We start from the raw sequence: 12,436 nt of genomic DNA, 5'->3' as shown, positions 1-12,436 counted from the left end.
CTCACACCCCCAGCCGGTGGCGCAGCCGCTTCACGCGCAGCCGCAGCGCTCCGTCGGCCTGGCTGACATGGGTACGGGGCAGTGCGTACGGCTCGCCGACGGGCACGTCGGCGGCGACGAGGGGCGCGGGGCGGATGGCGCAGGCGTACGCGTATCCGGCGTCGCGCACCGCCGCCCGCACCCGCCGGTCGACCGTCCCGTACGGGTAGCAGAAGCCCTCCGGTTCGGTGCCGGTCAGCTCCCGCAGCCAGCCGCGGCTGCGCCGGGTCTCCTCGTGCAGCAGACCGTCGGCGACGGCGGTCAGGTCCACGTGGTAGAGGCCGTGGGAGCCGATCTCGGTGCCGGCGGCGACGGCGGCCGCGATCCCGCGCTGGTCCACGAGGGGGCGGCGCGGGCCCTCCGGGTCCCAGTCGTTGCGGCCGCCGAGCCGCCCCGGCAGGACGAACAGGGTCGCCGTGCAGCCGTACCGGCGCAGCACCGGCAGCGCGGCCTCGGTGAAGTCGGTGTAGCCGTCGTCGAAGGTGAGGCCGACGAGTCCCCGGTCGCGTCTCTGGGCGCGGGCGCGCAGCAGGGTTCCGACGCCGACGCCGGTGAGGCCCATGCGGGTCAGCGCCCGCAGCTGGCGGTCGAGCCGGTCGGGGGCGACGACGATGCCGTACGGGTCGTCGCGGGGGTCGGCGACGGAGTGGTACATCAGGATCCAGGGGCGGGTGCCCCGGTGCCGCCGGCGGCCCGTGGCGGGGGCCCGGGCGGCCGTGTCGGCCCTGTCGACCGCGTCAGCGGACATGGCGAAGCCTCCGTCGGGCGAGGGCCAGCAGATGGACGACCTCCGGGGCGCGCAGCGCGTACCCGGTGGCGGCGAAGGAGACGGACACCGCCACGGCGCCGAGGAGCAGCCCCGGCAGCGGCGGGCCGGCCAGCGGGCAGACCAGCCGCCCGGCGGCCGCGGCGACGGCGGTGGCGAGCGCCAGCCGGGCGATGGACCGGCTGACGGCGTGGACCCTGACGGCGACCACGCGGGGGCCGAGGCCGCGCAGCAGCAGCACGGCGGTGACGCAGATGCCGGCGGCGTTGGCGGCGGCGATGCCGTGGACCCCGTACGGGCCGACGGCCAGGGCGCCGGCGACGACGGTGACGGCGAGCCCGGCGGCCATCGCGGCGGCCGGGAACCAGGTCGGGCGGCCGGAGGAGAAGAAGGGCCGGCCGAGCGCGCCGACGAGGGTGTGGCCGACGAGCCCGAGGGCGTAGACGCGCATGACGGACGCGGTGGTGGCGGTGTCCGCCGCGTCGAAGGCGCCGCGCTCGAAGAGGACTTCGACGATCTGGGGGGCGCAGCCGATGATGAGCGCGGTGCCGAGGAGGACGACGAGCCCGGCGAGGGCGAGGTCGTGCTCGATGCGGCGGCGGGCCCGTTCGTGGTCCCCCTCGGCCATCGCGCGGGCGACGACGGGGAAGGTGACGGTGCAGAACATCAGCGACAGCACCATCGGCATCTGCGCGATCTTCTGGGCGTAGTTGAGGTGCGAGATCGCGCCACCGGGGAGCGAGGAGGCGAGCCAGCGCTCGACGAGCACCTGGGCCTGGCGGCTGACGGCGAAGAGGACGATGGGCGCGAGCAGCGCGAAGCCGACGAGGGCCGTCCCGGACGCGGGCCCGCTCGCAGGCTGGAACGCAGGCCGGGACGCGGCCCGGCGCCCGGGGATCCGCAGCAGCCGGCGGCGCGGCGGCAGGGAGACGTGCCGCAGCACGGACGGCAGCTGCGCCAGGACCATCAGCAGCCCGCCGACGGCGACTCCGACGGCGGCCCCGCGCACACCCCACACGGAGTCCAGGGCGAGGGCGGTGCCGATGATGCCGACGTTGGAGGCGATGTAGACGGCGGCGGGCGGCAGGAAGCGGCGGTGGGCGCGGAGGGCGGCGCTGAAGTACCCGGCGACGCCGTAGGTGAGGACGGTGAGCGCGGTCAGCCGGGTGCAGTCGACGGCGAGAGCGGGGTCGGGGAAGCCGGGGGCGAGGGCGCGGACGAAGTGGGGGGCGAGGACGACGAGGGCGCCGGTGGCGGCGGTGAGCGCGGCGAGGAAGCGGGGGAAGGTGGCGGCGACGAGTTCCTGTACGGGGTCGGGGGCGCCGGTCTCCCCAGCCCGGGCGGCGGACCGGTGGGCGGACCGGTGGGCGGACCGGTGGGCGAGGGCGTGGCTGAAGGCGGGCACGAGGAGCAGCGCCATCGCGTCCTCGATGAGGAGGGTGGCGGCCATCTCGGGCACGGTCCAGGCGATGAGGAAGGCGTCGCTGTCGGTGCTGGCGCCGTAGAACCGGGCGATGGTCTGATCCCGCACGAGCCCGAGGACGGCCCCGGCGACGGTCAGCCCGGCGGTGACGGCGGCGGCCCGCGCGAGCAGACTCCCGAGCCGCCCCTCGGCGGTGTCGGCGACGCCGGCCGCGTCGGCGGGGGCGGGCCCCGGCCGGGCGCCGGTCGCGTCGGCGGGGTCCTTGCCGACGAGGGCCCCGGCCCCGCGCGGCGCGGCCTTCGCGAAGGCCTTCCCGGCCCGGGCGCCGCCTGCGGCACCTTGGTCTCCGCCGTCACCAGCCGGACCGGCGCCGCTGCCCGGGGCCGGGGATGAAACGGCCTCCGCGCCGGGACGGATGGCACCGGCCGCGCCGGACGCCGGGAACCCTCCGGCGCGGCCCGGCAGCCCGAGGCCGTCACCCCCGCCCGGCACGGTGACAGCCGCCCCGGACGAGCGGATCCCACCACCCGAACCGGCACCGGAGGCACCGGCACTCCCCGACACCCCCGGAAAACACCCGACCCGGGCGCCGCCCCCGCCACCTTCGCCGCCGCCGTCACCGGCCGGACCGACACCGCTGCCCGGCGCCGGGGATGAAACGGCCTCCGCACCGGGACGGGTGACACCGGCCGCCCCGGACGCCGGGAACCCTCCGGCACGGCCCGACAGCCCGAAGCCGTCGCTCCCGCCCGCACCCGGCACGGTGACAGCCGCCCCACCACCCGGACCGGCACCCGGACCGAAGCCCTCAACCGTGGACGAGCGGACACCACCAACAGCCAAACCGGCACCCGTGACACCGGCACTCCCCGACACCCCCGGAAAACACCCGGCCCGGGCGCCGCCCCCGGCACCTCCGCCGCCGCCGTCACCAGCCGAACCGGCACCGCTGCCCGGCGCCGGAGATGAAGCCGCCTCCGCACCGGGACGGGTGACACCGGCCGCCCCGGACGCCGGGAACCCTCCGGCACGGCCCGACAGCCCGAAGCCGTCACCCCCGCCGACACCCGGGCCGGCGTTCGCCACCCCCGCACCCGCCGACGTACCGTTCGCCGAGCGGAAGCCCCGGACCGCACCCGGAGCCGTGGACGCACCGGCCGCCCCGGACGCCGGGAATCCTCCGGCGCGGCCCGGCAGCCCGAAGCCGTCGCTCCCGCCCGCACCCGTCGCCCCGGCGGCTACCGCCCACCCATCGGCTCCCGGCGGCACGGACCCCGCGAAACTCCGCCCGGCCCGATCACCGGCACCGTCCGCCGCAGGTCCGCCGGCGGTGGCCAGCCTCGTACCGGTGCCCGCCGGCCCTCCGTACGGCACCGGGGACTCCGGCGCGCCGAGGTACGCCGGGGAGGGCGGACCGCCCGCGCCCGGCTCCCTCCCCGCCGAGGGGCCGGCACCGGCGAAGAGGCTCCCGGGCCGCTCACCGGTACTGCTCGCGCCGCCCGTACCGCGCGGGGTGACGGCCCGTCGCCGGGCCTCGCCGGACCGGGGGAAGGCCCTCGCCCGCGCGCCCGTGCACACGGCCGCGACCCGGGCGAGGAACCTCCCGCCCGCACCGGTGACCGCCGGCGGCCCCGCCTCGGGGCCCACCGGTGTACGGACCTCCGGACCCGGACCCGCGCCCAGTCCCGTGGCGGCCCCTGCGTTCCCGCCCGGCGGAGCACCCGGCGCCGTACCGGCGGGTCTCCCGTCCGAACCGGGTCCGGCCGGGTGCCACGCGGGGACGGTGACACCCGGACCCGGCCCCACGACCCCGCCCGTACCGGAAGCAGGCACGGGATACGGGTCGTACCCCGGTGGGTGCGCGGATGGCGGGGTGCCCGTCATCAGGTGGTCGCCCGGGCGGGGGTCAGGGCCCACCAGGCCGCGAGGCCGAGGACGATTCCGGTGAGCACGGTGGAGGGGCCGCCGATGTCCGCGTACAGGAAGTCGACGGTCTGCCAGACCATCAGCCCCACCGCCGCGACCCCGCAGTCGGCGGCGGCCCGGCGGGCGGACCCGGTGCGGCGGGCGGCGCGCAGCCGGCGGACGGCGCCGGCCAGCAGGACGGCCCAGCCGCCGGCGAAGGCGGTGAGGCCGATCAGCCCCTGTTCGCTGAGGATGAGCAGGTACATGTTGTGCGGCGAGAGCAGCGGCTGCCGCCGGAAGGCGTGCCCCGCGCCGCCGGTGTCGCTGCCGGAGGAGAGCGCGATGGACGCGTGGCCGTCCCGGTGGGCGGGGAAGCCCTTGAGGCCGACGCCGGTGACGGGCTCGTCGCGCCACATGTCCACGGCGGCGGCCCACATGGTGTACCGGTCGCTGACCGACCGGTCGGGGGCCGCCGTGACCTGGGTGATGCTGGTCAGCCGCTCCTTGATCTGCGCGGAGCCGACGCCGAGACCGCCGACGAGGACCACCGCGGCCGCCGCGAGCACCAGCAGCGTCCGGACCGCACGGCCGATCCCGGTGAGGACGAGCATGACCAGACAGGCCGCCGCCGTCGCGATCCACACCCCCCGGCTGAAGGAGAGCGCGAGCGGAACGACGAGTGCGCCCGTCGCGGTGATCGCGGCGGGCCGCAGCCACCGGGGCGCGCCGGGCGGCGGGCAGAGCGCGAGGGCGGCGGCGGCGAGCAGCCCGTACCCGACGACGGTGGCCATGCCCATGACGTCGGTGGGGCCGAAGGTGCCGACGGCCCGGATGGTCTCCCCCATGTAGAGCGCGCCGGTGCCGGTGGCGTACTGCCAGACGCCGACGGCGCCCTGGGCCAGCGCGAGGACGGCGAGCGCGCCGGTGACGACGCGGAAGTCGCGGGCGTCCCGGAGCAGCAGGAGGACCGCGCACGGTACGAGGACGAAGACCTGGAGGTAGCGGACGAGTCCGGGCAGGGCCGCCCAGGGGTCGGCGGCGGTGACGACGGCGACGGCGACGGCCGCCGCCGGGACGGCGAACAGGACGGCCGCCAGCGGGGTGAGGGGGCGGCGGCGGTCCCGTACGACCCGGATCAGGCACCAGAGGACCAGCAGCGCGGAGGCGAGGTCGGCGGGGGCGGCGCCGCCGGAGCCCGCCTCGCTGCCCCTGGGCAGGGGCGCCGCGAGCAGCAGGACGATCGCGACGAGGGGCAGGGCCGCGCCCCGGTCCGTGACCCGGTCCGCGATCCGGCGGACCCGGCGGCGCGCGGCGGCCCGTACCGCGGAGACGACCGGATACGCGTACGAGTACGGGGACGGGTACGGGGACACGGGTGGTACGGCTGGGGACACCGCCATGGTCAGCTGCCTCCGAGCCGGAAGAGGGACGCGGCGGTCCGGGCGAGGATGCACACGTCCCGCCAGGGCGTCCAGGTGTCGATGTAGTGGTTGTCGAAGCGGGCGCGTTCCTCGATGGAGGTGTCGCCGCGCAGCCCGTGGATCTGGGCGAGGCCGGTGATGCCGACGGGCATCCGGTGCCGGGCCTGGTAGCCGGGGTGGGCGTGGCTGAACTTGGCGACGAAGTAGGGGCGTTCCGGGCGGGGCCCGACGAGGCTCATGTCGCCCTTCAGGACGTTCCACAGCTGGGGCAGTTCATCGAGCGAGGTGCGGCGCAGCAGATTGCCGGTGGCGGACATGCGCCGGTCGTAGGCGACGTTCCAGCGGGTCGCGGACTCGTGTTCGTCGACGGGGCACAGGGTGCGGAACTTCAGCAGCGTGAAGGGGCGGCCGTGGAGTCCGACGCGTTCCTGGCGGAAGATGACGCCGGGGCCGTCGGTGAGCCGTACGGCGAGCGCGCACACCGCGAGCACGGGCGCGGCGAAGACCAGGGCGAGGGCGGCGAGAAGGGTGTCGAGGACGCGTTTGACGGCGCGGCCGGCGGGCCGGTGCGGGCCGTCCCGCAGGGGCTGTACGGAGAAGCCCCACAGCTGGTCGTGGCCCGGGGTGCGGCACCACAGGTTCCCGGTCGTGGCGCCGCCGTCGACGAGCCAGAGCCGGCAGCCGTGCCGGGCGAGGAGGCCGAGGACGGCGGCGGTCTCGGGGTCGGCTCCGGGGGGCCGGGTGAAGAGGACGTCCCGCACGTCCTCGCGGGTGACGGCCCGTTCGATCTCCTGGGGGCCCATCAGCGCGGGCGGCACCGGCGGGCCCTCCTGACGGTGACGGGCGGTCACGACCGGGACCGTTCCGGTCGTTTCGGTGCCGGTGGCGGTGTCGGCGGGGACGCGGATCCGGCCGACCGGCAGCAGACCGTACTCGGGGCGGCCCTGGAGGGCGGCGGTGACCTGGCGGGCGACGGGTCCCTGGCCGGCGACGAGCGCCGCCCGGGGCCGGCGGGCGGCCGAGCGCCGGGCGGCCCGGTGGACCAGGGCGCGGCCCGCGCAGCAGAACCCGGCCTGGAGGGCGGCGGCGAGGAACACCTCGCGGGGCCCGAGGGCCGCTCCGCTCCCGTACAGCCGGGCCGCCTCGGCGAGGATCAGCCACTGGAGGAGGGCGATCCCGGCGGCGGTGGGGAGTTCGGCGAGCGCGGAGGGGGCGAGCCGGGGGCGGTAGAGGCCGCGGCAGGCGTGCAGCGCGGGCTGGAGCAGGGCGAGCGGGACGAGGACGGGGGCGAGGGGCGCCAGCGGCGGCAGCAGGGCCACGGCGAGCAGCAGCGCGAGCACATCGGCGGCGGCGAGCCCGGCGGTGCGGGCGTGCGGCACCGGTCCGCGCCGCCCGAGCGGCCGGAGCCGGAGCGGTACCGGGTGGCGGACGGCCGCCGGGGTGACGGTCAGGGACCGGGTGTGGGGCGCTGGAACACTCTCCGTCGTCATCGTGTGGCGCTCTTCCTCGTCAGGGGCTGGGGCGGAAGAAGAAGGTCCTGGTAGAGGCCGAGGACGGCGGCGGCCGTCCGCTCCGCGTCGCCGGTCACGCGCACATGGGCGCGGGCCTGGCCGCCGAGCGCGGTCCGCAGGGGGGCGTCCCGGAACAGGGCGGTGACGGCGGCGGCGAGGGCCGGGGCGTCGTCGGGGGGTACGAGGCTGTGGGCGTCGTGTCCGGGCGGCAGGCTCTCCCGGGCGCCGCTGACGTCGGTGACGACGACGGGCCGGGCGCAGGCCATGGCCTCCAGCGGGGCGAGGGCCATGCCCTCCCAGCGGGAGGGGAGGACGACGACGTCGGCGGCGCGCAGGAAGGGGACGGTGTCGGCGACCGCGCCCGCGAAGATCACCCCGGGGGGCGCGGTACGGGCGAGGCGGGCCCGGTCGGGGCCGTCGCCGACGAGGACGAGAGTGGCGCCGGGGACATGGCCGCGGACCCGGGGCCAGGCGTCGAGGAGGACGTCCTGGCCCTTCTGGCGGCAGAGGCGGCCGACGCAGACGGCGAGGGGGGTGCCGGCGGGGAGCGGCGGGAGGAGGGGCAGCGCGGCGCGGGTGTCCTCGTCGCCCCCGGTGACGGGGTCCGTGCTGTCCGGGCCGCCGGTGCCGCCCGTCCGGTCGTCCCCGTCCCCGTCCCCGTCCCGGTTCCCGGGGGCGAACCGGGTGAGGTCGACACCGTTGCGGATCACGGCCCAGCGGGCGGCGATCCCGGCGCGCTCGCCGTCGAGCCGTTCGCTCTCGCTGACGCACAGGGTGCGGGTGGACCAGCGGGTGCCGTACCGCTCCCAGGCGAGCGCGGCGCGGGCGGCCCGCCCGGTGACGGCGTGGAAGGACCAGGCGTGCGGCTGGAAGACGGTCGGCACCCGGCCCCGGACGGCGAGCCGGGCCACCAGACCGGCCTTCGCGCTGTGCGCGTGGACCAGGTCGGGGTGGCTGCGCCGGACGATCCGGGCGGCGCTGAGCACTTCGAGGGGGAGCCGGGCGCCGGGGGCCCGTGCGGCGCTCCAGTGGTGGACCTCGGCCCCGGCGGCCCCGGCCAGCCCGGCGAGTTCGCCGTCGGCCGGGCAGGCGACGACGGCCCGTACCCCGGCGGCGGTGTGCGCCCGGACCAGGTCGGTGACCACCCGGGGCACCCCGCCGTCGACGGGCTGGACCAGATGGAGAATCGTCAGTTGGCTCGGCTCGGTCCGGCTCGGTTGCGGCACGTGCGGCTCTCTTGGTACGGGGACGGTGGATCCGGCTCGGGTGAGCGGCACCGCGGCGGTGGTCGGCGGGGCGGCGGTGGTCGGCGGGGCGGCGGTGGTCGGCGGGGTCGCGTCAGCGGCGGGTGTCCGCCTGCACGAAGAGCACGCCGACGCTGTACGAGCGGCTCTCGGCGGTGAAACGGAAGGTCGCCCTCGTCCCCCCGGGGGCCAGCGCGGGGCCGATGTCGAAGACGTCGGAGTCGTATCCGAGGGTGTTGGTGTGGGCGGGCTTCCGGGTGAGGGCCGCCTTCCCCGGTCCGGTGATGGTCGAATTCATGATGTCGTCGGCGGGATTCGCCGAGTCGGTGAGCCCGAATTCGGTGTGTTCCCGCTCGCCGGCGCCCGCGCGGACGGTGAGCGTGTCACCGGTACGGCCCCGGTCCCCGTCGTACGCGACGAATCCCGCGCGCCCGCCGGCCCGCTCGGGAATGCGGAGTCCGTCGAGGGTGATCTCATGGTTCTTCCGCGCGGTGTCGATGGTCTCGAATCCGTCCCACACGGAAATCTGGCGCAGTGGTTCGGCGCTGTTCTCATAGGCCACGACAAGGGTCCAGCCGCCCCAGGCACCGGCTACCGAATGACCCATGGCGACATTGATCTGGGCGACGGTGTAGAGACCGGAACCGGCCTCGCGGACCAGCGGGGTGATATCGGCGGACGCCTGGAACGCGTCGATTCCGCCGGCGGCGTGGTGGGCGATACGGGTGTCCGCGAGGACCTGTTTGTAGCTGCCGCCCTCCTCCGCGATGAGGACCCGCCCGTTGTCCTCGGCGGGTTTCTGCTCACCGGCGAGGAGATTGCCGCCCCAGTAGAGGCGGGCATAGCTGACCTTGGCCCCTCGGGGGAGGACGAGTTCCGCGCGGCTGGAGTTGTAGGTGTTGAGGTCGTCGTCCTCGTCGATGTAGTACATCTCGAAGTCGCCGTTGGCCCCGGGGCCGCCACTCCGGGCGGCGGAACAGCTCGGGGCGTTCTCCGAATTCGGCGCGGTGCAGGTGATCGAGGAGTTCGCGGTACGGACCACACCACCGCGCTGGACGGCCTGATAGCGCTGGGTGAAGGGAATGCTCGCCGATTCAGGCTGGCCGGATACGTCGACGGCCCCGATGGGCGCCGCCGTGAGGGCGAGGAGGGACAGCGCTCCCAGAACGCCCCGGGCGGCGAAACGGGTCGGCTTCGGCATGACTGGCCCTCCGTGCTCTCCATGCTCGACAACATGACAAAAGCAGGAGTGCAGTTTGTCAGAAGCTAGTTGGAAAACACGTAAGACTCGCGCGTGACCCATCCGGCGGTTGCCCGCCCGATTCCTCTCCCGATGGATGCCGTCCGCTTTTCGGTCCCTTTTCCGGACAGGGACCCGTGCCGTTCCCGGGCCGTACCCGTATCCACCGCCGACAACTCCCGTCCCCCGCCCTCGTAATCGGCTGCTTTCGCCGCCCGGCGCCTTACCCCTCCCGGGTCGCGGGGAATAGCCCTTTCGGTGGCGGGCGCATCACCCAACGGCCCCCTTGCACCGATGATCCGATCATCGGCCCGTACGAGAATCGCGGCGGGGGTTTCCCCGTCGCGGGGCCCTCGTTAACCAGGCGGACGGCGACGACCGTCGCCACAGAAGGGATCCGCAGTCATGAAGTACACGAGGGTCGCCGCGCTCATCGCCGGGACGGTCGCGGTACTCGGAGCCGCGTCGCCCGCGTCGGCGGCGACCGCGCCGGCGCCGACCGCCACGAGCCTCAACGGCGGTATCGACCAGGTCTTCCAGCAGGCCCCGCTGCTCAACGGCGGCACCGGCGACCTGGCCCAGGACCTGTCCACCACCGCCTCCCAGCTGGCGCCGGTCAAGGGGGACACCCCCCGGCACCTGCTGAAGACGGTCGGCGCCGTCACCCCGCTGCTCAACGGCGTCCAGGTGGGCGGCTGAGCGGCGGACACCCCGGCGGGGCGCGGCACGGGCACCCACCCGCCGTCCGCGCCCCCGACCCCCGGGCGAGCCCCGGGCCCGGACCGCCGGCAGATCCATTGGAGTGAACCGGCGTCACCAAACTTCCGGGGCGAAGTTGCTCAGGGCGCTCCAGTCGCGGGCATCCTCAAAACAGAAGGACGGAATATGCTCAAGAAGGTTATGGCGACCGCCGCGGTCACCGCTTCGATGCTGGGCGCGGGCGCCACGATGGCTCCCCAGGCCATGGCCGTCGGGGACGACCACGGCACCACCTCGGTCAGCGGCAACGGCTCGGTCCAGGCGTACGGCAACTCGGCCACCCACGGCGACCTGAGCCCGCAGCTGAGCCTCGTCCAGGGCTCGCTGAACAAGCCCTGCGTCGGCCTGCCGCTCAAGGCGAACGTCGGCTCGCTCATCGGTCTCATCCCGGTCACCGTCCAGGACATCAACGTCCTGTCGTCGCCGCAGAACCAGCAGTGCACCGAGAACTCCACCCAGGCCAAGGGCGACGAGCCGCTGTCGCACATCCTCAGCAACATCCCGGTCCTCTCCGGGAACGGCATCGCCAACCAGTGATCCCGCTCTCCGTGGCCGGCCGCGCGCCGGGCCGCGCCACGGGGACGGCCGCGTGGACTCCCCCGGCACCCGCGTGGTGCCGGGGTGGTCGCGCTGCCCCGGCACGACCCGACGGCGGCCGCCGTCCGCCGGGCCCCGTACCCGGCCCGGGCGTTCCCCCGAACGGCCCTGTACCGGGGCGGTGTCCACGACCCGTCCGGGCGTTGCGTCGATCGGGTGAACGGGCAGAACCAAACGGGCCGGGGGCAGTTGATCAGGTTGCTCCACGATCGATCGTTCACAGCGAAAAGGAACACTCGTGATCAAGAAGATTCTGGCCACCGCGGCGGTCACCGCTTCGATGGTGGGCGCGGGCGCCGCGATGGCTCCCCAGGCCATGGCCGTCGGCAACGACAACGGCACCACGTCCTTCAGCGGGAACGGCTCGACCCAGGCGTACGGCAACTCGACCACCCACGGGGACATGAGCCCGCAGCTGGCGCTGATCCAGGGCTCGCTGAACAAGCCCTGCATCGGCCTGCCCGCGAAGGCGAACGTCGGCTCGCTCATCGGCCTCATCCCGGTCACCGTCCAGGACATCCCGATCCTGTCGTCGCCGCAGAACCAGCAGTGCACCGAGAACTCCACCCAGGCCAAGGGCGACGAGCCGCTGTCGCACATCCTCAGCAACATCCCGATCCTGTCGGGCAACGGCGCCGGCAACAACTGAGGCACCGCCGCGCGAGCGCGCCCCTGAGCCGTCCCGCTGTGCTCGGGGGCACGCCGCTCGCACCATCGGACCGCCGGCCCGCCCGGCGACCGGCCCGCCCCCGGCGGACGACGCCGGGGAGCCGGCGGGATCCGGGTGCCCGGGCACCCGTCGCTGAATTCCCGGCTCCGGTTCCGGAAAACCGCGGGATGAAAATCCGATGGCAAATCCAGTGATTTATATTCCGCTCGCCGCGATAATTCACCGTGCTGCATACGGGTGACATTTCGAACGGGCGGCCATACGACGGTTTCCTACCGGGAACCCCATCGTTACCAGGCTTGCGGGGGTGCCATGCACAGGGATCTGTCGACGCAGCGCGAAGGCCGTGACTGCGTACGCACCCACCGCTGAAAGGATCAAGAATGAACCACAAGAAGGCTGCTGCGGTCGCCGCGGGCGTCATCATGGCACTGGGCACCGCCGCTCCGGCGATGGCCGACGCGGGCGCGAGCGGCGCGGCCGTCGGTTCCCCCGGCGTCCTGTCCGGCAACGTCGTCCAGGTTCCCGTGCACGTTCCCGTGAACGTCTGTGGCAACTCGATCAACGTTGTCGGCATCCTGAACCCGGCCTTCGGCAACACCTGCGTCAACGCCTGACCTGCTCTGGGCGCCCGCCGGCCGCCGGCCGGACCCGGATGACTGACCAGGTGTCAGAATTCCATCGCCCCGGGATATGCGAAAGCAGATCCCGGGGTTTCCCCTTTTCTGAATGAATTTCACCCGCATTGAGCGGCCGACGGAAAGAAATAGGGGACACAGGGCCGGGTGCGGAGAATTTGCCGACCGGTCGGGGCCGTGCGCGAGGACCGAAAATCTCCGCCGACCTCCCGGAAAGCCCCAC

Annotated in this window: 10 protein-coding genes; 4 read left to right on the top strand and 6 right to left on the bottom strand. The window is 75.0% G+C overall.

Translation table 11 applies throughout. The features are described 5' to 3' along the window. Position 1 precedes the first annotated feature (1 nt). The 6 genes from SYYSPA8_RS08725 to SYYSPA8_RS08700 form a co-directional block, all read right to left on the bottom strand. Positions 2 to 787, bottom strand: coding sequence for a polysaccharide deacetylase family protein (locus tag SYYSPA8_RS08725; protein WP_323446445.1), 786 nt, complete (start codon positions 785 to 787; stop codon positions 2 to 4). Next, positions 777 to 2,720 (bottom strand): lipid II flippase MurJ, encoded by a 1,944-nt coding sequence (locus SYYSPA8_RS08720; protein WP_323446444.1) that lies wholly within the window; start codon positions 2,718 to 2,720, stop codon positions 777 to 779. The genes SYYSPA8_RS08725 and SYYSPA8_RS08720 overlap by 11 nt, the downstream gene beginning before the upstream one ends. 1,391 nt (positions 2,721 to 4,111) lie before the next feature. Further along, the gene (locus SYYSPA8_RS08715) at positions 4,112 to 5,533 is read right to left on the bottom strand and encodes an O-antigen ligase family protein (RefSeq protein ID WP_323446443.1); all 1,422 of its coding nucleotides are present in this window, start codon (positions 5,531 to 5,533) and stop codon (positions 4,112 to 4,114) included. A gap of 2 nt (positions 5,534 to 5,535) precedes the next feature. Then, entirely contained in the window at positions 5,536 to 7,044 is a 1,509-nt protein-coding gene (locus tag SYYSPA8_RS08710) for an exopolysaccharide biosynthesis polyprenyl glycosylphosphotransferase (protein WP_323446442.1), read from the bottom strand. Next, complete coding sequence (locus SYYSPA8_RS08705) at positions 7,041 to 8,291, bottom strand: glycosyltransferase family 4 protein (protein WP_323446441.1); 1,251 nt, start codon at positions 8,289 to 8,291, stop codon at positions 7,041 to 7,043. Before SYYSPA8_RS08705 ends, SYYSPA8_RS08710 begins: the two co-directional genes overlap by 4 nt. 112 nt (positions 8,292 to 8,403) lie before the next feature. After that, positions 8,404 to 9,510, bottom strand: a complete 1,107-nt coding sequence (locus SYYSPA8_RS08700; RefSeq protein WP_323446440.1) for a DUF3344 domain-containing protein — start codon at positions 9,508 to 9,510, stop codon at positions 8,404 to 8,406. A 444-nt stretch (positions 9,511 to 9,954) separates the two neighbouring features. Between SYYSPA8_RS08700 and SYYSPA8_RS08695 the strand changes: the two genes are divergently transcribed. The 4 genes from SYYSPA8_RS08695 to chpD all read left to right on the top strand — a co-directional run bounded on the left by SYYSPA8_RS08695 (position 9,955) and on the right by chpD (position 12,192). Next, a complete protein-coding gene (locus tag SYYSPA8_RS08695; RefSeq protein WP_323446439.1) occupies positions 9,955 to 10,248 on the top strand; it encodes a hypothetical protein in 294 nt (97 codons plus the stop codon). Between the two features lie 186 nt (positions 10,249 to 10,434). Continuing rightward, entirely contained in the window at positions 10,435 to 10,845 is a 411-nt protein-coding gene (locus SYYSPA8_RS08690; protein ID WP_323446438.1) for a rodlin, read from the top strand. 298 nt (positions 10,846 to 11,143) lie between these two features. Next, positions 11,144 to 11,554 (top strand): rodlin, encoded by a 411-nt coding sequence (locus SYYSPA8_RS08685; RefSeq protein ID WP_323446437.1) that lies wholly within the window; start codon positions 11,144 to 11,146, stop codon positions 11,552 to 11,554. A gap of 404 nt (positions 11,555 to 11,958) precedes the next feature. Further along, entirely contained in the window at positions 11,959 to 12,192 is a 234-nt protein-coding gene (chpD, locus tag SYYSPA8_RS08680) for a chaplin ChpD (RefSeq protein WP_407705943.1), read from the top strand. Positions 12,193 to 12,436: the final 244 nt, after the last annotated feature.

The sequence above is a fragment of the Streptomyces yaizuensis genome, assembly GCF_034961445.1.
In the GTDB taxonomy this organism is placed as follows: domain Bacteria; phylum Actinomycetota; class Actinomycetes; order Streptomycetales; family Streptomycetaceae; genus Streptomyces; species Streptomyces yaizuensis.
This window is presented reverse-complemented; position numbering and strand designations above follow the sequence as displayed.

Excerpts from the sequence above, each read along its gene's own strand:
- SYYSPA8_RS08715 (WP_323446443.1), bottom strand. The coding sequence starts at position 5,533 with ATGGCGGTGTCCCCAGCCGTACCACCCGTGTCCCCGTACCCGTCCCCG.
- SYYSPA8_RS08725 (WP_323446445.1), bottom strand. The coding sequence starts at position 787 with ATGTCCGCTGACGCGGTCGACAGGGCCGACACGGCCGCCCGGGCCCCC.
- SYYSPA8_RS08695 (WP_323446439.1), top strand. The coding sequence starts at position 9,955 with ATGAAGTACACGAGGGTCGCCGCGCTCATCGCCGGGACGGTCGCGGTA.
- SYYSPA8_RS08690 (WP_323446438.1), top strand. The coding sequence starts at position 10,435 with ATGCTCAAGAAGGTTATGGCGACCGCCGCGGTCACCGCTTCGATGCTG.
- SYYSPA8_RS08710 (WP_323446442.1), bottom strand. The coding sequence starts at position 7,044 with ATGACGACGGAGAGTGTTCCAGCGCCCCACACCCGGTCCCTGACCGTC.
- chpD (WP_407705943.1), top strand. The coding sequence starts at position 11,959 with ATGAACCACAAGAAGGCTGCTGCGGTCGCCGCGGGCGTCATCATGGCA.
- SYYSPA8_RS08700 (WP_323446440.1), bottom strand. The coding sequence starts at position 9,510 with ATGCCGAAGCCGACCCGTTTCGCCGCCCGGGGCGTTCTGGGAGCGCTG.